At 47.2% G+C, this 20,065-nt stretch carries 17 protein-coding genes; 5 read left to right on the top strand and 12 right to left on the bottom strand.

Annotated elements, in window-relative coordinates:
* Positions 1-45: 45 nt before the first annotated feature.
* The 4 genes from A4V09_RS23315 to A4V09_RS23300 form a co-directional block, all read right to left on the bottom strand.
* Complete coding sequence (locus A4V09_RS23315) at positions 46-2,031, bottom strand: alpha-glucuronidase family glycosyl hydrolase (protein ID WP_065544441.1); 1,986 nt, start codon at positions 2,029-2,031, stop codon at positions 46-48.
* 39 nt (positions 2,032-2,070) lie between these two features.
* Complete coding sequence (locus tag A4V09_RS23310) at positions 2,071-2,931, bottom strand: carbohydrate ABC transporter permease (protein ID WP_331481677.1); 861 nt, start codon at positions 2,929-2,931, stop codon at positions 2,071-2,073.
* Entirely contained in the window at positions 2,918-3,823 is a 906-nt protein-coding gene (locus A4V09_RS23305; RefSeq protein ID WP_065544440.1) for a carbohydrate ABC transporter permease, read from the bottom strand. The genes A4V09_RS23310 and A4V09_RS23305 overlap by 14 nt, the downstream gene beginning before the upstream one ends.
* A 71-nt stretch (positions 3,824-3,894) precedes the next feature.
* Complete coding sequence (locus tag A4V09_RS23300) at positions 3,895-5,205, bottom strand: ABC transporter substrate-binding protein (protein ID WP_242963897.1); 1,311 nt, start codon at positions 5,203-5,205, stop codon at positions 3,895-3,897.
* Positions 5,206-5,512: 307 nt separating this feature from the next.
* On the opposite strand from A4V09_RS23300, the gene A4V09_RS23295 reads away from it, so the two are divergent.
* The 3 genes from A4V09_RS23295 to A4V09_RS23285 all read left to right on the top strand — a co-directional run bounded on the left by A4V09_RS23295 (position 5,513) and on the right by A4V09_RS23285 (position 10,321).
* On the top strand, positions 5,513-7,291 hold the full coding sequence (locus A4V09_RS23295; RefSeq protein ID WP_065544439.1) for a sensor histidine kinase: 1,779 nt from the start codon (positions 5,513-5,515) through the stop codon (positions 7,289-7,291).
* The gene (locus tag A4V09_RS23290; protein ID WP_065544438.1) at positions 7,285-8,808 is read left to right on the top strand and encodes a response regulator transcription factor; all 1,524 of its coding nucleotides are present in this window, start codon (positions 7,285-7,287) and stop codon (positions 8,806-8,808) included. The genes A4V09_RS23295 and A4V09_RS23290 overlap by 7 nt, the downstream gene beginning before the upstream one ends.
* A 490-nt stretch (positions 8,809-9,298) precedes the next feature.
* Positions 9,299-10,321: a reverse transcriptase family protein gene (locus tag A4V09_RS23285; RefSeq protein ID WP_065544437.1), complete on the top strand. Its 1,023-nt coding sequence runs from the start codon at positions 9,299-9,301 to the stop codon at positions 10,319-10,321.
* Between the two features lie 33 nt (positions 10,322-10,354).
* Here A4V09_RS23285 and A4V09_RS23280 read toward each other — a convergent pair whose 3' ends face one another.
* The 4 genes from A4V09_RS23280 to kduI form a co-directional block, all read right to left on the bottom strand.
* Positions 10,355-11,140 (bottom strand): DUF7402 domain-containing protein, encoded by a 786-nt coding sequence (locus A4V09_RS23280; protein WP_065544436.1) that lies wholly within the window; start codon positions 11,138-11,140, stop codon positions 10,355-10,357.
* A gap of 70 nt (positions 11,141-11,210) precedes the next feature.
* Positions 11,211-11,849, bottom strand: coding sequence for an RpiB/LacA/LacB family sugar-phosphate isomerase (locus A4V09_RS23275; RefSeq protein ID WP_065544435.1), 639 nt, complete (start codon positions 11,847-11,849; stop codon positions 11,211-11,213).
* A 45-nt stretch (positions 11,850-11,894) separates the two neighbouring features.
* A complete protein-coding gene (locus A4V09_RS23270; RefSeq protein ID WP_065544434.1) occupies positions 11,895-12,695 on the bottom strand; it encodes a gluconate 5-dehydrogenase in 801 nt (266 codons plus the stop codon).
* A gap of 42 nt (positions 12,696-12,737) precedes the next feature.
* Positions 12,738-13,601 carry a 5-dehydro-4-deoxy-D-glucuronate isomerase gene (gene kduI / locus A4V09_RS23265; protein ID WP_065544935.1) on the bottom strand — a complete coding sequence of 288 codons (864 nt, stop codon included), beginning with the start codon at positions 13,599-13,601 and terminating at the stop codon, positions 12,738-12,740.
* Positions 13,602-13,803: 202 nt separating this feature from the next.
* Here kduI and A4V09_RS23260 point away from each other — a divergent pair, with 202 nt between their 5' ends.
* Positions 13,804-14,667: an AraC family transcriptional regulator gene (locus tag A4V09_RS23260; protein WP_065544433.1), complete on the top strand. Its 864-nt coding sequence runs from the start codon at positions 13,804-13,806 to the stop codon at positions 14,665-14,667.
* Positions 14,668-14,767: 100 nt separating this feature from the next.
* Here A4V09_RS23260 and A4V09_RS23255 read toward each other — a convergent pair whose 3' ends face one another.
* Together A4V09_RS23255 and A4V09_RS23250 are read right to left on the bottom strand one after the other, a co-directional pair.
* Positions 14,768-14,995: an HPr family phosphocarrier protein gene (locus tag A4V09_RS23255; RefSeq protein ID WP_065544432.1), complete on the bottom strand. Its 228-nt coding sequence runs from the start codon at positions 14,993-14,995 to the stop codon at positions 14,768-14,770.
* A gap of 142 nt (positions 14,996-15,137) precedes the next feature.
* Positions 15,138-17,192 carry a glycoside hydrolase family 127 protein gene (locus A4V09_RS23250; protein ID WP_084043751.1) on the bottom strand — a complete coding sequence of 685 codons (2,055 nt, stop codon included), beginning with the start codon at positions 17,190-17,192 and terminating at the stop codon, positions 15,138-15,140.
* A 162-nt stretch (positions 17,193-17,354) separates the two neighbouring features.
* Here A4V09_RS23250 and A4V09_RS23245 point away from each other — a divergent pair, with 162 nt between their 5' ends.
* On the top strand, positions 17,355-18,200 hold the full coding sequence (locus A4V09_RS23245; protein WP_065544430.1) for a helix-turn-helix domain-containing protein: 846 nt from the start codon (positions 17,355-17,357) through the stop codon (positions 18,198-18,200).
* Here the strand turns inward: A4V09_RS23245 and A4V09_RS23240 are convergent.
* Together A4V09_RS23240 and A4V09_RS23235 are read right to left on the bottom strand one after the other, a co-directional pair.
* Positions 18,194-19,186: an N-acetylmuramoyl-L-alanine amidase family protein gene (locus A4V09_RS23240; protein ID WP_065544429.1), complete on the bottom strand. Its 993-nt coding sequence runs from the start codon at positions 19,184-19,186 to the stop codon at positions 18,194-18,196. The two genes, A4V09_RS23245 and A4V09_RS23240, sit on opposite strands and share 7 nt — an antisense overlap.
* Entirely contained in the window at positions 19,183-20,061 is an 879-nt protein-coding gene (locus A4V09_RS23235) for a helix-turn-helix domain-containing protein (protein WP_065544428.1), read from the bottom strand. Before A4V09_RS23235 ends, A4V09_RS23240 begins: the two co-directional genes overlap by 4 nt.
* Positions 20,062-20,065: the final 4 nt, after the last annotated feature.

The raw sequence follows: 20,065 nt of genomic DNA, 5'->3' as shown, positions 1-20,065 counted from the left end.
CCCTGCCTGTAACATCACTGTTATCAGACAGGAGGATTTTATTTCTCAAAAGATCTCTCTTCCCATTTCGTCCGGAATCATGGATTTTCTATAGAAGAAACTGTTGATCACATCGCACCATTCCCGGCTGTTTTCTGCCTGGCGCATAAAGCGTTCTTTGACTCTTTGAAAAATGTGCTGCGGAATTTTATCTTCCAGGCAGTTCCAGTCTCTCTGCATTTTTTGAACATCAGCATATCCCTCAAAATGACTGTCATATATATGCTGAATCAATGTTTTCCCGGAACGCAGCCGGTATGTATAGGGAACACGGTGGAAAAACAGCAGCAGATTCTCCGGGCAACTTTCGGTATCTCTGTACAGAGCTGCATTTTTCTCAAAATACTGTTCACTGTATCCGGTGCCCTTTTCGCTTCTGTCCACACCCACGGCCAGATGGTCAGCCCTGTGGTAGGTGCCCCATTTGGAGTATTCGTATCCTTCCGGATTCGGCCCATAGTGGTATGCAGGGTTTACCATAAAACCGATTCCCAAAGGCGCCGTATATTTTTCGTAAACTTCTCTGGAACGAAGAAGGATATCTGAGATCATCTTCTTCACATCACTGTCTCTGCTGATCTGCAGGGAAATCCACTCCTGCACGATTTCTTCTGCTGATATCTGAGGATTCCAGGCCAGGCGTCCGAAGCCGTACAAGTTGGCGCCTGCAAGGTCATGTCCTGTCCAGTTGGCGTCCTTTCCTGTGTTGGCGACAGCAGCCATGCCGCATTTCTGCTGTCCGAATGTCCTGCCGGAGACTATGTCCGCAACTGTATCTTGGGGTTTTCCACAGCCTGTAGAAAAATTCAGCACTTCTTTCCACATGGGAACAAGATAACACACATCAATCTGCTGGCCTGTGTATTCCTGAGCTATCTGTACTTCAAGCATCTGGTTGGTGTGCTGCAGGCCGCCGAAAAGGGGATGCACAGGTTCTCTCACCTGGAAATCAATGGGGCCGTTTTTGATCTGGAGGATCACATTGTCATCAAATTTTCCGTCCAGAGGCATAAAATTGTCATACCCGGCACATGCACGGTCTGTCCTGCGGTCCCGCCAGTCCTGCTGACAATTGTACACAAAGCATCTCCAGATGATCGTTCCTCCATAAGGCTTTACCGCACGGGCCAGCATGTTGGCGCCATCCGCATGGTTCCTGCCGTATGCAAAAGGACCTGGACGTCCCTCAGAGTCCGCCTTTACAAGAAAACCTCCCATATTGGGAATCCGGCTGAAGATTTCTCCGCATTTTTTCTCCCACCAGTTCCTCACTTCCTCATTCAGCGGATCCGCGCAGGGAAGCCCGTCCAGAGTCATGGGCGCTGCAAAATCAATGCACAGATACATGGAAATACCGTATTTCCCAAAGATACCGGAAATCTGCTCCAATTCGTTATAGTGCTTTTCTGTGATAAGCCATTCTGCCCCGTCCCGGACATTCACATTATTGATGGAAATTGCATTGATTCCAACGGAACAAAGCAGTCTGGCATAATCTGTGATCCGCTTCGTTACGCATACTTTTCCGTTTTCATAAAAAAAAGAGTTTCCTGCGTAACCGCGCTCAATGCTGCCGTCTATGTTATCCCACTGATTCAGCATTCTAATGGGGTTCTGCGGGTTTTCCTGAAGGGAAATACCCGTGATATCTTTTCCTGCGGAAACCATAAGAAGAAACCGGAAGGTTCCGTACAAAAGTCCGTTTACCCTGGCTGCACGGATATGGATTCTGTCATTTTCTTCGGTTATCTCATATCCTTCCATCCCCAGGTCCAGTGTCGGATCTATTTCTAACCGAATTCCTGCTTTCTCCCTGTCATCCGTCTTGATGATCTGAATGTTGAATAGTTTTTCAGATGCCGTCTCTATTTCCTGCAGAGCGCTTTTGACCAGCTCTCCGTTTTGGTCTGTATAGACAGACTCAAAAAATTTCCTGTTCTTCTGATTTTCTATCGGTTCATATGCAAGCCATGCCTGCTCCCAGTTACACATAATTTCCTCCTAGTCTCTCTTCTTTCGGATATTCTTTTATCAACCCTTTAATCCCGAGGTAGCGATACCATCCGCCAGATATTTCTGGAAGAAAATAAATATCAGCACAATAGGCACAATGGAAAGCGTCGCCATTGCAAACATGGCACCATAATCTGAGGAAGAACCCGGATCACAGAACAATTTGAGAGCCAGGGCAACCGGATACATGGCAGCATCATTGATATAAAGCAGCGCTGACATAAAATCATCCCATCTCCACATAAAGGAGAAGATACCGCCTGTGATCAGCGACGGTGCCATTAGCGGCAGAATGATGCGGAAGAAAATCCCATAATAGGAGCATCCGTCAATCTTAGCGGCCTCGTCCAGCTCTGTGGGGATGCCTTCAATAAAATTCATCATCAAATATACGAAAAATCCCTGAATGGCAAAGAAAAACGGAACGATTAGCGGAGAAAAACTGCCTACCCAGCCTAGCTTTTCATACCACAGATACTGGGGTACCATAAGGATCTGTCCCGGCAGCATCATGGAGGCCAGCATGGCGCCAAACAAAATCTTCTTGCCCCTGAACTGGCATCTGGCAAAGCCGTAAGCCACACAGGCGGAGGATGCCAGCGTACCGATGGTACCCACAACTGCTATAAAGAGAGAATTTTTAAAAAAGGTACCAAAGGACACGCCCGCAAAACCTCTCCAGCCATTGGAATAATTCTCCAGTGTAAATGTTTCAGGAATCAGGCTTCCCGCTGTTGTAAAAATGGTGCTTGTCTCCTTGAAAGAGCTCATGAACATCCAGCAGAGCGGATACAGCATGGCTAATCCGAAACCGCAGACTAAAACATGATAGACAACTGTTCTTATATTCTTCGTTTTCACAATCTCACCCCTGTTCATATACCCAATATTTTTTCGTCTTAAACAACACAAATGTGATCACCGCAATAATGCCCAGCATAACCCATGCCATTGCGGATGCATATCCGGATTTGCTGAAGGAGAAGGACTGCTGGTACATATACACAGCGTAAAATAAGGTGGTATCCATAGGTTTCCCCTGTGTAATGATCAAACTCTGTGTAAACGCCAGGAACCCGTTGATCACCTGCATAACCAGATTAAAGAAAATAGTAGGGGTCAGAAGCGGCAGGGTAACGCGGAAAAACTTTGTCACCTTGCCCGCGCCGTCTACATCTGCTGCCTCATACAGAGATTTTGGAATCTGCTTTAATGCGGAAAGGAAAATCAGCATGGAGGAACCGAACTGCCACACAGCCAGCAGGATCAATGTCCAGATCGCTGTCCTGGTATCACTGAGCCAGGCAAAGTTTGTATCAATTCCCAGCATTCCCAGAATGCTGTTCACAACACCGTCAGGTGCAAACATCCTCTTCCATAAAATAGCCACTGCCACAGAGCCGCCGATGATGGATGGCAGATAGTATGCAGCACGGTAAAAACCTGTAGCTTTTGTTGGTTTCACCAGTATCATAGCCACCAACAGGGCAAAAATAAGCCGCAGCGGAACAGACACCAGCGCGAAATAAAGAGTCGCTTTGATGGAATGCCAGAACACTTCATCATTTGTAAACATATCTATGTAGTTCTTGAGTCCCACAAACTCCGGCGGGGACAATATGTCATAGTCACACAGGGAGTAGTAAAAAGAGATTCCCATAGGTATGATCAGAAAAACCAAAAATCCTATGATAAAAGGAAGGCAGAATACAACTCCTGCTGTCTTTTCCTTATTTAAAAACTTGTATAATTTTTTACTGGTAGGTTTCAAAATCTTCTCTCCTCTCTAAAGGCAGAAAAAGGGCTGCCGCCGTCCCAAAGACTACAGCAGCCTTGATCATTTTATTGATGTTCCGCGTAAATTTCGTTTGCGCTGTTGAAATATTCCTCGGCAGCCTGCTCCGAAGTATATTCCCCGTATTTCACTTTCTCCTCCAGCTTTCTCAGCAGATCCTGAGCCTCGCTGGTCCCCTCCGGTGCCAGAGGCGGCAATGCACTGGAATTGGGCGTGATCACGTCTGTGATAAATGCAGCATTTTCCTGGTCTTCCTGGCTGAGCAATGGCATGATCTCCTCTGAAATCTTGCTGGACACCGGGATTCCTCTTTCTGCCAGTAGAATCTTGTATGCCTCTGAAGAATTTGTAAAATAATTCAGCACTTTGACTGCCTCTTCCGGATTTTTCGTATCAGCGCTCACACAGTAATACATACTAGGTTTTACATAGTTGGATTTTTTCGGGTCTGTGGATGGTATGGTTGTGATCGCAATGTCTGTTCCCTCCGGTGCTGCTGTCTGGTAAGCGGTCAGCATGGCAGAACCATTGATCGTACACCAGGTCATATTGTCCGGGTTGGAGCCGTATACCATTGGGTCTTCCTCAACGCTGGCTGTATCAGCCGCCTGGCTGGGGGAGATGTGCCATCCCTCTTTGACACCGTCTTCAGAAATTTTAAAGTAATCTACATAGTCCTCTGCGCTCTCTCCGCCAAGTTTATCCACTACCTGAATCTCATTGGCCCTTGCGTAGACTTCCATGTACATTCCGTAATGGATGAGGTTTGCCCGGTAGCCTGTCTTATCATAGACCTGTTTTGCGATTTCGATAAACTCATCCAGAGTCATATTGTCCTTGATCGTGATCCCCAATTCATCCAGCAGAGTCTTATTATAGAACATACAGGAGGCACTGGTCCCGGCTGCAACGCCGTAAATCTTGTCTCCCACCTTGCCCATATTGACTGCGTCTTCTGACAGATTGGAGGTATCCAGAGTTCCGTCTTCAATATAGGGTGTTAAATCTAAAAGCTGGCTTTTGTCCACGTATTGCTGCAGATATGACATATCCATCTGGATGATGTCCGGCATTTTTTTGCCTGCCGCTGAGGTAGCCATTTTACTCCAGTAATCATCCCACTGGAAGAACTGTCCCTTAACTGTGGTTCCCTCTTCTTCCTTATATTTATCCAGTACCTGCTGTGTACGCTCATTTCTTACCTGGTTTCCCCACCAGGCCATGGTCAGTTCCCCTGATGCCGCTCCCTCTTTACTTCCGCTTCCGCTCTTGTCTGATCCGCACGCTGTCATGGAACCCGCTGCCAGTGCACATGCCAGTGCCACTGCTGCTGCTCTTTTTAAATATTTCCTTTTCACCTGTTTTTCCTCCATATTTTCTTTTGAGAAGCTCCTCTTGATGTATCTCATTATATAATGGTTTTCCCCGGATGAAAATTGATAAAACTTACTTCCAAACACAAAAAACACACCTGCAGCAGCAAAAAAATTACTTTACCTGTAAATAATTGACTTCCGGCATTTTTTGTTTGTTTTTTCCGGGTAAATCAATTGCACTTTTATCTTTATTTTACTATAATTTTTTTAATCCCCTGTTTCTCTCCCCCAGGGAGGCGAGGGCAGAGGAGACAGATTTCATTTCACACTGAAAAGAAGGGCGTAGACCATGAAAAAAACGGGAAGAATACAAAGCATGTCCCTGAAATACAAAATACTGACCGTTATCCTGACCGGATTTCTGGTGCTTTTCCTGGCCGGGATCGTCAGTCTGAATTTTGTGTCAAATTCTTATGAAAAAAAGCTGTACAATTCCATTGCGGCCACTCTCACCGATTCCGCACTGGAAATTTCCGACCAGCTTCAGTACATTGATACTATTGTGGATTCCATACTGGCAAACCAGACCATACAGGACAGTCTGGACCGGTCAGGCAAGAGCACCCAGAACTCCGAAAAACAACTTTGTTTTAACCAGGTGTACTCCACTCTTTGTGATTATTTCTTTATTTTTAACAGTGACGCCATTTCTTATATCTCCGTGTTACAGGGAAATGATGTCATCAGCACTTCCAACCGGAAGTTCCAGACTGTACCGGAATCTGTCCGCAGCAAACTGCTCAAGACAGCCTGGGACAACCAGGGAGCCACTGTGACGGTCACAGATCACGGGCCTGACTACGGGATCTTCATTGTAAAGGAACTGCGGAAAATAGAAGGTCTCAGTCTGGATTCTCTGGGTGTTCTGATCATAAATATAGATATGGATGCTATTATCTCTGCCGCCACAGCCGCCAGCGCGGAGTTTGAAGATATCTCTTATTACCTGTATGATGATAACAGCCTCATATTTAATGACAGTGCGCTGTCCCGGGAAGATTCCGACCAATTGTATAAAGAATTAAAAGGAGACTATGATGTTGTCTCCCTGAAAAACGAAAAACTGTTTGCTGTTAGTGGTTTGATTCCCATCTATGGCTGGAATTATATCTGCACAGTCTCCTATACTTCCATCTATCAGGCCATCACGCTCTCCAGCCAGTCCTTTTTCCTTATTATGGTATTGGCTGTGATCATGGTGGGGATTTTCAGCACCAAACTGGTCTTTGCGCTTTTCAGGCATTTTGACCGTCTTATTGAAAATATGAAACAATTCGGGGAAGGCAAATACGAGATTGACGCTGCGCCCAGGGCATATCAGCAGGATGAAATCGGGCTTCTCTATAAAAATTTCGATACCATGGTAGAAAAAATCAATACCCTGATCAATGAAAATTATGTCAATGAGCTGCTGAAAAAAGAGGCTCAGATCAAGGCAATGGAAAGCCAGATGGACCCCCACTTTCTGTATAATACTCTGGACTCTATCAACTGGCGGGCACGCATGATCAAATCAGAAGAGATTTCTCAAATCACCACAGCCCTTGGAAACCTGCTGCGCTTGTCTCTCGGCAACAATTCCAAGGACTTTACCCTGCGCCAGGAGCTTACCATTGTGGACAATTATATTATCATACAGAAAATCAGGTATCAGAAACGGCTGGATTTCTCTGTGAAGATCCCTGACAGCCTCCTGGATATTCCCATTCCCAAATTCACGCTGCAGCCATTGCTGGAAAATGCCATCCGCTATGGTTTGGAGGAATCCTCCGAAACCTGCTATATTACCATCACTTCCCATACAGAGGACAACACGGTAATCCTGAAGATCATGAATACAGGTTCCGCCTTTGAGGAAAATTTCATGGAAAAGCTGCTGGACGGGGAAATACAGCCTCACGGATTTGGAATCGGAATCCTGAATATCCACAAACGGATCCAGATGACTTACGGCAGTGAATACGGACTGCATTTATATACCATTGAAGATGAAGAGACTTATGAAGAATGTGCAGCAGCAGAAATACACATTCCTTATGCACAGAAAGAGGAGAACAAACCATGTTAAAACTATTGATCGTGGATGACGAGGAAATGATCTGCCAGGCCATTGCCAACATTATTGACTGGAAAGCCTATAATATTCAACTGGTGGGAACCTGTACAGACGGGGTGGAAGCCTATCACACCATTCTGGATGAATGCCCGGATATTGTGATAACAGATATTAGGATGCCCGGCATTTCAGGCCTGGAATTGATCGAGAGGATCAACCGCACGGATTTGTGCACCCAGTTTGTGATCCTCTCCGGATACGGGGAATTTGAGTATGCCAAGAGAGCTATGAAATGCGGCGTCCAGCATTATCTGCTGAAGCCCTGCACAGAGATCCAGATCATTGACTGCATTCAGGAAGTGACTAAGGATTACTATAAAATCGCTTTTGCAAGGGATATGAAACCGGAGCAGGACAGCCGGGCTTTCCATAATCTGCACAAAACCCTGATCCGGAATATCATACGGGAGGGAATCTCCTGTGCACAGGTGACAAATACCTTTTTTGACTTGTACGAACATTATATTAACCTGACGGATGTGCCTTATCAGTTCTGCAGCGTCTATTATCTGGAGGAGAAAAATCTGGCAGGATGCCTGGAACGGTTTGATGACTACTGCCGGGAAAATATGCCGGATGTGGAACGTTATGCTGTCTATATTCAAAATGTCCTTCTGGTCTTCTTCCCTAATTTTGAGACCTCCTATGTGCAGCTTGACAGCTTTTTCAAGGGCCTGGATTTCCCCGGACAGACGGTGTCTGTGGAGTACAGCCGTATGAGATATGCGGATCTGAAGACTCTGCTCACTATGCTGATCCAAAAACTGAAACGGTACGATATTCTTTATTTTATAGACGGCACAGATGCAGTCCCCAATTTTAACTATGGGCAGATTGTAGACCGTGTAAACCGGCTGGTGCCTGTGCTTGCGGATAAAAATGCAGAGGGCAGGGAGGAGATTGTAATGGAGCTGAAAAAAATACTCTATGCTATTTCCAATAAGGATTTTCTGCTCCAGTTATCGGATAATATAATTATCTCTTTGGGGACACAGCTCCCCTCCCACACACTGCCGGAAATCACGGATTTTTTGTACCAGCTCCACAAAGAGGAGGATACAGGCCGTATTGCAGAGTCCGTGCTGGATTATATGAATAAGCTTTCTGAAGTGCAGTCTTTTAACACCAAACAGTACAGCCCTTTTATCTCGCGGCTGATCGACTACATTTATGAACACTACTCCAACCCGGATCTGACGCTGAAATGGATCTCTGAAAATTATCTGTATATGAATGTGAACTATGTAAGCCGCTGTTTTACAAAGGAGACAGGGGAAAAGTTTTCGGGATTTCTTATGAAATTAAGAGTGCAGAAGGCAAAAGAGATTCTGGCTGCCCGGGATACGGAGCAGATCCAAAACGTGGCCCAGCTTGTAGGTTGCGGGAATACGCCTTATTACTTCAGTAAGATTTTCAAAAAGTGTACAGGGCTTACGCCCTCGGCTTATGTGAAGAAGATGGGGAAATAATATAAAAAACGCTGGGACAGCCACTACATAAGCCGCCCCGGCGTATTATATCTCCGGTCACCTCCCCTGGATCTGTGCTATCACTTCTTCCGCGCTCATCCTCTGGTCATATGCTGACCTGGCACGTGACTTATCATATACGGATGCCAGGTTGTTTTCATATTCAGTGGCCGCTATCTGCGTAAAGGGCTGCAATATAGTAGAAGGCATGAGTTGATCTATAACAGTTGTCAATTCCGACACCCCTATGTTATGATAAGACTGCGGGACCAATAGCATATCCGGTATATTTACGCTTTGGTGTACGGAACCGGTGGGGCGGCGAGTCGCCGCCTGATCATAAACAGGGAGACATTAGACTTCCGAACGCTCCGAGGTACTTCTGCACACTGCGTGTGCTGTACGGCCGTCGGCCTATGTACATCTGCGCATTCTCCAGAATCACCTTCTTGTATTGTTCCCGCAAAATTCATATCCGGGATGTGGTTAAATGGCAGGCAATGATTTATGGAAATATTGTGAGGCAAAGGAAGCAGAAGATGTACTGCGCTCCTTTCATTTGCTGGAAGGCACAGGCGTCAGTGATGAGAAATATCTGGCATGTCTTTATGCAGTCAGCAATCACACAGAAGAACATTACCATACTGCAGTTATACAAAAAAAGAACGGCGGGATGAGAAAGTTATCGGTACCCGGCACACTGCTGCGGACAATACAGCGGAATATTGTAAAAAATGTATTATGCGAGCGTTCCGTCTCCCAATATGCAACTGCATATAGAAAGAAAGCTTCCATCCTGGAAAATGCCCGGCCCCATGTTGGTGCTGAAATGGTGATGAAACTGGATATCAAGGATTTTTTTGACTGTATTACCTTTCAGATGGTATATCAGTATGCATTTCCGGCGATCTACTATCCGCCTTCCATCCGGATGCTTTTGACTTCCCTGTGCTGCCGGAATGACCGTCTGTCGCAGGGAGCCCCCAGTTCCCCGGCAATCTCCAATCTGGCTATGCGTTCTTTCGATGAATATATGGGGGCCTGGTGTGGAGAACGGCAGATCCAATATACCAGATACTGCGATGACCTAACCTTTTCCGGTACTTTTGATCAAAAGGAAGTAAAGCAGAAAGTCCGGAATTTTTTGCATGTACTGGGATTTGAATTAAATAGAAAAAAGACAAGAATCCAGTTTCAGTCCCATAGACAGACCGTGACAGGACTTGTAGTAAATGAAAAAATGCAGGTGAGCAGAGAATACAGAAACCAGCTCCGCGCAGAGATTTATTATTGTCAAAAGTACGGAGTAAGCTCACATTTGAACAAGATGGGGAATCCTGCCTGGATGAGGGAGGATGAGCCGGATGTTAAAAGATATCTGCAGTATCTGCTGGGAAAAATAAATTATGTGCTGGCAGTAAATCCCCATGATGATCTTTTTTGTAAAAAAAGAGAGGAAATATCTCTTATGGTCAGGGAAATATCTACCCAGAACAACACGCATATCTCATAAATCCCCGCCGGCAAAAACCGGCGGGGATTCCCATTAGGCTTCCGTCCCATACACTTCCAGCTGCACAAGCGCCGGAAAGGGGGACGGTTCCTCTGATTTTATCAGTTCTCCAATCTGAAGCCATTCTATCTTTTTCTTCTCAAATATAAATTCCTGGGCGTCCCCAGTCTTTTTCAATTCCAGTTCCATAGCGCTGCCGTCCGAAAATGTGACAGTCGCCTTTTTCCACCAGTTGTCATGAGGGTAATCCGCTCTCGTATAAAGGACAATCCGGTCAGCCTCCACCGTCCGTCCAAATTCCAGCTTCATGGCTGCATCTGCCCGCTGGTTGATACCCCAGGATTCATAAGGCCACTCCCCGTGGCAGGCCGCCGCAGTGATACCGTCAACAGCATTCATGGCTGCAAAGACAGACTCTCCTCTTGTCTCCACATTGGCTGATACGTGTGGGTAACAGTTTGTCTCCCCATGACAGTCATTCACATTCAGCGCCAGGTTCCGGTATGCCTCATATTCAAAAGAATAAGCTTTTCGGATGTGGATCAAATGCCTGCTTCCGAAAAATGTCTTGGGTGACATATTGACCCGCTTTTCCCCAAAAGGAATCTTGTACCATATATTTCCTGTCAGATAGACCAGGGAATGGCCTCTTCCGTCATCCAGGGACAGCCAATAGAATGCAGGTGTCTCAGCAACCTCCGCTACGATCTGATCACCTTCCCTGTATTCCCCACAGTAGGGAAGGTTCACTTCTCTTTCCCCGCGGGCAACCGCCAGTGTGAAGCCGTTTTTGTCCTGTACTTTTAAACTGATAGACATCTCTCTACCTCTTCTCTCTTTCTATTTCTGCACGAATGCCTGTCCGTTTCACCAGACAGGCATTCAGGTATTAATTCAGTACTTTCTTCACTGCCTCTGCCATCTCTTCACATTTGCAGTCAGCAAAGAAATATTCCCGGAATTTTTCGCCGCTGAGTGCGCCTTTTACAAGCTCCTGATCCAGGTTTTCTAGAATCTCGGGAAGGGCTCTGTATGTCACCTCTTTTACCTTGTCCAGGATCTGTTTGTTGCGTTTCTCCGGGACTGCACGTTCCCTTGGGTATCCCTGTCCGCTCTCCTCACAGAAAAGTTTCTCAAAGATATACTGGAGATTCAGGTCTCCGCCCCAGCCAAACCCTTTTGCAAAGGGAATGGCAATGGCATTGCCGTCATTGATCTGGGCAAATGTGTAGGCATCCAGAGCGTCCTCCACATGACCGCATATCACCCCTGGAAAGGAGTTGCAGGCCAGCATTGCACCCTCGCCTGTACCGCAGCCGGTGATCACATAATCGGCCGCACCGGAATTCAGAAGAACTGCCGCAAGGATCCCCACCTGTACATAGGTGAGCTGGCAGTCATCCTCTGCTGTGTACATACCGTAATTGCGCACCTCATGCCCCATGGGTTCCACTACTGTTTCCAATGCATGACAGATGATTTGGTTTTTGGCTGCCTGGCTGTTTTCATTTATTAAAGCAATTTTCATGATCTTTTCTTCCTCTCCTATGATCGCTAAAAAGTAAATTCTTTATCACGGCTGTTTTCCAATATATGCCAGAATCCCTCCGTCCACATAAAGAATATGGCCGTTTACAAAATCAGATGCATGGGACGCCAGGAAGATGGCAGGTCCCATCAGGTCCTCCGGGGTTCCCCAGCGCGCCTGAGGTGTTTTGGCAAGGATGAACTGGTCAAATGGATGTCTGCTGCCGTCCGGCTGCTTTTCTCTGAGAGGTGCTGTCTGGGGTGTGGCAATATACCCCGGCCCGATGCCGTTGCACTGGATATTATATCCGCCGTATTCTGACGCTATATTCTTTGTCAGCATTTTCAGGCCGCCCTTTGCAGCCGCGTAAGCGGAAACCGTCTCACGGCCCAGCTCGCTCATCATGGAACAGATATTGATGATCTTGCCGTGTCCTTTTTGCATCATGCCGGGAATCACTGCTTTTGACACAATGAACGGTGCGTTCAGGTCAATATCAATGACCTGGCGGAATTCCTCTGCTTTCATCTCTGTCATAGGAATGCGCTTGATGATACCTGCGTTGTTGACCAGAATATCAACGGTGCCCAGTTCTTTCTCAATATCAGCCACCATTTTTTCCACCTGGGCCTCATCCGTCACATCACAGATATAACCTCTGGCGTCAATTCCTTTGGCTTTGTAGTCAGCCATAGCCTTATCCATGTGTTCCCGGCCTCTGCAGTTAAACGCGATCTTTGCACCGGCTGCTGCATATGCCTCCGCTATGGCAAATCCGATCCCGTAGGCAGCTCCTGTCACCAGGGCGACTTTTCCTTCTAAAGAAAATAATTTATTTGTTTCCATATAGGTATCTCCTCTCTTTTTTCCTGTTATCATGTTCTTTATTTACAGGATATCCCGGTTTCTGATGCCGTCCATATCGTTAAAGTCCTGGTTTTCTCCCACCATCCCCCAGATAAAGGTATAATTTCTGGATCCCGAACCTGAATGGATCGACCAGCTTGGGGAGATCACTGCCTCCTCATTTCTCATAACAATATGTCTTGTCTCCTGAGGTTCTCCCATATAATGCATGACAAAAGCATCCTCCGGCATGTCAAAATACAGATATACCTCCATCCTTCTGTCATGTGTATGGCACGGCATAGTATTCCAGACACTTCCCGGCTCCAGGCTTGTCATTCCCATCTCGAGCTGGCAGCTCTCCACCTGGCCCGGAAGAATATATTTGCAGATGGTTCTGTGGTTAGACTGCTCCAGGCTTCCCAGCTCCACCTTGTTTTCCTCTTTGATGATCACCACATCTTCCTCTTCTGTCCCCTCTCGTTTGATCAGCACAGTGGGGTAGGAGGTGTGTGCGGGAGCGCTGTTAATATAAAATTTCGCCGGATTTTCCTTGTCTGCACTGGTAAATGTGATGTCCTTTTTGCCCATGCCGATGTACATTCCGTCCCTTGGCGCCACCTGGTAAGTTCTGCCGTCCACACAGATGCTGCCCGGACCTCCGATATTGATAACCCCCATCTCCCGTCTCTGTAAAAAATATTCTGCTCTCAGTTCATCTCCTGCCACCAATTTCAGCTCTTTTTCGGCCGGAGTGGCGGAGCCGGTGATGATTCGGTCAATGTGGCTGTACACCAGCTTGATCTCATCGGGTACAAACACGTTCTGTATTAAAAATTCTTCTCTGAGACGCTGGGTGGTATAGTGTTTCACGTCCCTGGGTGATGCTGCGGTTCTGAGTTCCATAATGATTCCTGCCTTTCTTTTGCTTTCCCTTATCGTTATCCTCATCTTATCATGACGAATTTTCGGTTTCCTGTGTTTTTCTTTCGGAAATATTGCAAATCTTACACGGATGTTTTATACTAAAAATGTAACGGTTCCATACCTTCACAGTTACGGCCACAGAACCCAGGTGGCATCCGTTGATCACCAGGAGGAAACATCCATGAAACTATATAGTTCCTGTAAAGAAGGCATACGTTCCTGTATTGAAACGCAGACATTTTCCGTTGCGCATCTGTACAGCTATGAGAAGCCTATGGATATCCATATCCATGACTGTTATGAAATTTATTACTCCATCTCCGGCGGAAAGCAGTTTTTGATCGACAACCGATTCTATACTTTCAATCCCGGAGATATTTTCTTTATAAATCAATATGAAAGCCATTATCTGTCCCAGATCGACAATGTGAAACACGAGCGGATCATTGTCTCCATCTACCCTGATCACCTGAAGCAATGCTGTTCCGGCAAGACCGATCTGAACTACTGTTTTACCTGCCGCAATACTAACTTTGGACACAAGATTTCTCTGTCCCTTGAGGAACAGAAACGCTTTCTGTACTTTATACATAAGCTGTCCGAGAATAACGAATACGGACAGGATATTTTAGACCACGCAGTATTTCTCCAGCTTATGACCTTTTTAAACGGCATCTTTCTGAGAAACTGCAGCCACGACCTGCCCCGGCATGAACCTGTCGGAAGCCGTCATGAACAGATGGACGCCATTCTTTCCTATATTAATCAGCATATCTCTGACGATCTTTACATTGAGCGGCTGGCTAAACACTTTTATATCAGCACCTCTTATCTGTGCAGGATATTCAAGAGTGAAACGGGAACCACCATCAATAAATACATTACTGCCAAGCGCATCACCCTTGCCAAATCATATCTTTCAGAGGGATATTCTGTCACAGATGCCTGCATCCGCTGCGGCTTTGGGGACTATAGTAACTTCCTGAAATCTTTTACAAAAGCTGTGGGTATCTCCCCCAAGAAATACGCCCAGTTCTCCGCATAAAAACAACCCGGCCCCCAGAGCAGAAACTACTCTTCGAGCCGGGTTATCTTACGGGAAACGGGTGCCTGTTTTTACGGGGCAGGGAACTGCCGGGCTAATTCTATGCTGCATATGTCCGGATCAGCTGCTCCAGATTTCCGACGCCCTCATCGGAATAAATTTTCAGTTCTACTTTTTTACCGGCGCCGATGGCCATCATTCCCATAATGGATTTGGCATCCACCATATAGCTGCCGTAGCAGGCATCAATCTGGAAGGGAGCCTCTGATACTTTGTTTACAAAATTCACAATTTCATTTACTTCTTTAAAACAAACTTGAACGCACATAAAACCATTCTCCTTCTTTTAGTCTTTATATGATCCGTGATTTTCTTCTTATTCTGAGTACATTATAATCGAATCTTTCAGAAATAAAAATGGATTATTTTTCGATTTTATGTGATATTTTTTTACTTTTTTCGCCTTTTTTCTATTTTTCCTGTCTGACCCAAACTGTCATTTCATTTTCTCCTCGGTTTGCCCAGACATAATATGGTATGAAACGAAGCTTAACCGGTTCCTTTACAGCCGCTTTCAGAGAGTGATATAGCCCCTTCCCAAAAGACGGCAGCTTCTGCCGGAATCCATCCGCCACAACAGAAGTGACCGGTTCCCCTGCCACTGTATAGACTTCTGTCCGGGTCCCTGCACTGCAGTCCACTGTAAGCAGATGGAGATCTGCCCCATTGTCGGCCTCCTCCAGGCAGTACACCACAGGGCCTCTTGCCACTGCCACCCTGCCTATGTCCTCCCGGACTCTGGGGTCAGCCTGCAGGATTTTCACATCCATGGCAAATTCCAGAGTCATGGGCTCTCCCGGATTCCAGCTTTTTGTCACATACAGGTAACCATCCCTCATGACACAGGCACCGTCCTGCACGCCCTTCAGTGTAAAACCGGTTTGAGCTTTCTCTCCCTCCGCTTCCTCCCTGCACCAGTCCGGAATACGGAGGGCTATGGTAAACGGTACGGATTCCCCCCTCACCTCTATGGCCACCTTTCCGCTGTGGGGCAGCCCGGAGCTGATGGAGATGGTCACTTCTTTTCCATTCACCTGCTTTTTCACAATACTTCCCATATAGAGATGTACAAACAAGGTATCTTCTGTCTCTGTGAAGGCGTAAGCGCTGAGGGAGCTCAGCAGCCTTGCCAGGTTGGGAGGACAGCAGGAACAGCCGAACCATTTCTGCCGCACAGGTTTCACATGCGCTTTCCTCTCATCTTTATGGCAGGCCTCAGGATTTACTTCCAGTGGATTCACATAGAAAAAGCTTTTCCCATCCAGGGCCATACCGCTGAGTATACAGTTGTACAGTGCCCGTTCCATCACATCCCCATACCTGGAATCAGGCTTCATCTCCAGCATTCTCCTGGCAAAAAATACAAGGCCTATGGCTGCGCAAGTCTCTGCGTATGCCGTGTCATTGGGCAGGTCATAATTGAAAGAAAATGCTTCCCCTATCTGGGTGCCGCCTATTCCTCCGGTGATATACATCTTCCGGTCCACCATATTATCCCACAATTTTTCGCAGGCTTTATACAGGCTCTCATCCTGCGTCAGCCTGGCTATATCTGTCATTCCCGAATAGAGATAAACCGCGCGCACCGCATGGCCCACCGCTTCCTCCTGTTCCCGTACAGGAATATGCGCCTGATTGTATGCGTAGCGGAGTCCACCGGGCTGATCTTTCACACCTTCCGGGTGTTCTTTATCAAAATAATAGGGTCTGCGGCCTCTTTCATCCACAAAGAATTTCCCCAGGTTCAGATATTTTTCCTCCCCTGTGGCCTCAAACAGGCGGACCAGTGCCATCTCCGCGATCTCATGGCCCGGATACCCCTTGCATTTTCCCTCTTCCGGGCCAAAATGTTCTGCCGTATAGTCCGCATATCTCATGGCCGCTTTCAGCAGTTTATCTTTTCCCGTAGCCTGATAATAGGCCACTGCCCCTTCGATCAAATGTCCGAGGCAGTACAGCTCGTGATGGTCTTTCAGGTTTGTAAATATTTTATCTTTCCCGTTCAGGATATAATAAGTATCCAGGTAGCCGTCCTCCTGTTGGGCGGCACAGACCATATCAATGGCATGGTCCGCTGTTTTTTCCAGCTCCTGGTCCCGGTGCTGGGTGAGGGAATAACCCACCGCCTCAATCCATTTATAGAAATCACTGTCCTGGAAAACAAACCCGTAAAATTTATCTTCCGGGTGCCGGGGGTCCTGGGGAAGAGCCTCAAAGCCGCGGAAGGTATAGGAAGGTTCCCGGAACGTTTCCCCCCGCTCTCTTCTCTCCAGGTTCTTCTTACCCGCGATCTTAAAATTCCTCATACAGTAGCTGGGCACAGCCCCCTCTACCTGGTCATTCAGTGCATCCCACTGATAGGGCAGCATCTGGGTTCTCACCAGCTCCATCTCTTTTTTCCAAAAATCATCGGTTATCTGCACGCTCCTCAGAGAAAGGGGCCTGCTGAAATTTTTTCTGTCCATTTTATCCATCCTCCATCTGCCTTTTTGGGCTGCCGGCAATATCACTTACCGTACTTGATCTGTCATGATAATTTTAACAGATCTTTGCTTTCCTATCCATTGCCAATGCGGAATATCACATGTATAATATGGAAATAATGCTATAGAAAAGGAGAGTCTCTCATGCTTCTTATGGAAAAAATGGCCCATCGGCAGATAACCAGCGCCAACTATATTACATCCATTAACGGCATGGTCCATCCTGACCGTGTACTTTCAGAACATGATTTTCTTTACATGCTGGAAGGGGACTGGGAGATCATGGAGGATGGAAGTGTATATGAAATGCACCGGGATGACCTGCTGATCCTTGGCGCCGGCAGGCACCATTACGGCGAAAAACCGTGTAATCCGGGAAACAGGCATATGTATTTCCACGTGCTGCCTTCCCCTGCTGAGAAGGGCGAAAAAAACGGCATGGAAAAAATGGAACCATCCACACTTTTTCCATGCCATACCCTGCTGCACTGCCGCCACAATCCCCACATCCGGATGTATTTTGAAGAGATCATATCCGCGTTCTGGTCAGACAGTCCTGAAAAGCTCTGCCGCCTCTCCCTGCTTTTTAATCTGTTGTTATGTGAAATCGCAGAGCATCAGGCTGCCCCCAGAGAAAAAGGGCAGTCTGATGCTCTGGTGGACGAGATCTGTCGGCAGATACAGTCTAACCCCCAGAGGTTTTACACTGCCGGGGAAATGGCGGAAGCTCATTTTATCTGTGCCCGTACCTTGAATAACCGATTTCAGAAAGCCTGCCAAAAGACCTTCTATGCCTATCAGATGGAGACCAAACTGGAGATGGTGCGGTATTTTTTGATACACCAGCCTGATGCCCCTCTTCATGAGGCTGCAGTCAACTTTGGATTTTACGATGAATTTCATCTGAGCAAGGCTTTCAAGAAACAGTTTAAAATGTCTCCCTCCCGGTTTCGGAAATACCATGCCTCAGGCAATGCACAAACCTACTGAGCGGCTGCAAAATAGGCATCTATGCCGTCCGCAATTCCCTGTACCATATTTTTCTGCATCTCAGGGTCCTGCATTCTCTCATCATCACTCTGGTTGGTCATAAAACCCATTTCCAAAATGGTCACCGGAACTGTACTCCAGTTGATGCCCGTCATATTGTCATAGAGCCTTACGCCATTGTTTTTAATGCCTGTTGCCTGGCAATAAGCATTGATGATCTCCTCCCCCAGCCTGCTGCTTTCCTCATGAAGCTGCCCCACATAGGGATTTTCAGCAGATGGGATCATAGTCATGGCACCATTTGCACTGTTGTCCCCGCTGCCGTCGGCGTGGATCCTGACAAGGATCTGCGCACCGTTCTTGGCAGCAATCTGAGCACGTTCCACATTGCTGACGGCGGTGTCATTGTCTTCTCTTGTCATGATGACCTCATAACCGCGGTTTCTAAGCTCTTCCTGAAGCTGCATGGAAACAGCCAGGGTCAGTTTATATTCCGGGACACCGGTGTAGACGCCCTGGGTGCCTGATGCAAATTTATCCTTCATCTCCTCAGAACCGGGGCCAAGGGGTTCCGTTCCCCCTGTATCTGCTCCCGGTCCCTGATGTCCGGGGTCGATGGCTACTTTTCTTCCGCTGCTCTTCTGCTCCGCAGGAGGCGCTTCCCGGGCATCTGCTTCCTGTGCATCTGCTGCCTGGGCGCCTGCTTCCTGTGCATCTGCTTCCTGTGCATCTGCTTCCTGGGCGCCTTCTGCTGTCCCTGCCTCCTGACCGGCACCTGCTGCTTCCTCCTGCTTTGCTTCCTTCAGCGCCTCCAGTTCCTCTTCCAGAGATTCCGACGTTTTCTGCATTTTATTTATCTGCCTGTCCATACGCTTCATTTCCTGCTGAAGTGATCTGCTCTTCTGTACACCCGCCGCGGCAAAGACTGCAAGCACAGCGGCCAGCACAAAGATCAAACTGCCGAAAATAATTCCCATTTTTTTCATTCTCCCATTCCTTTCCTGCTGCATTTACCGTTTCCATTGCTCTCCCTGTAGCTGCCCGGGCTAATACCCACATGCTTTCTGAAGATTTTTGCAAAGTAATTTCCATTGGAAAATCCGTTTTTTCTGGCGATACGGTCTATACTCCACGCTGTGCCCAGCAGATCATTCATGGCAGACTGCAGACGGAGTCCTGTCAGATAGGACAAGGGTGCACACCCCATCTCGTCTTTAAACACCCGGGACAGATGCTCCGGGGATAGATCCAGTCTGGCTGCCAGTTCCTCTATCCCGGTAAGTCTTTGGTATTCCTCCTCCATGATTTCCGCTGCCCTCTGCACGGCAGAGCTTTTTTTCTGTGCTGCCGGATGTTCTGTCTCCCTTAACAGAGCGCAGAGAAAACGGTAGAGAAACTCCCCGCCCTCGTATTTTTGCAGCCGTTCTCCGTTTGTCAGGCGATTCTGCAGATGCAGTGCCATGCGGATCGGCGGGCTGCTTTCATCCGGAGACATAAGATTCGGGCATATATTTCTTATTTTACGAACAAACGGAAGTGCCCCGTCTCCCAGAAAATGCAGATATAAAAATTCCCACGGCTCATCCCGGCCATTTTCCAGATAGTATCTGCTCTTTTCAGGAAACTGCACCAAAAAACCCTGCCCCCGCTGCACCTTGTACCTGGAATCATTTTTTTCAAATACGCCCTCCCCTCCAAGTGTATACTGAAAGAGAAAGCCTTCGTATCCCGGCCTGTCATCATTGTAAAAATCGTACGTTTCCCCTAACCGGCTCTCCACGCCGCCGTCCAGCAGAACCAGCGGCTGTCCCTCCATGTCGTCCTGATTCAGGACGCCGAATATCCCCCTGTTGTACTCCATCAAA

Source organism: Blautia pseudococcoides, assembly GCF_001689125.2.
GTDB lineage: Bacteria > Bacillota > Clostridia > Lachnospirales > Lachnospiraceae > Blautia > Blautia pseudococcoides.
This window is presented reverse-complemented; position numbering and strand designations above follow the sequence as displayed.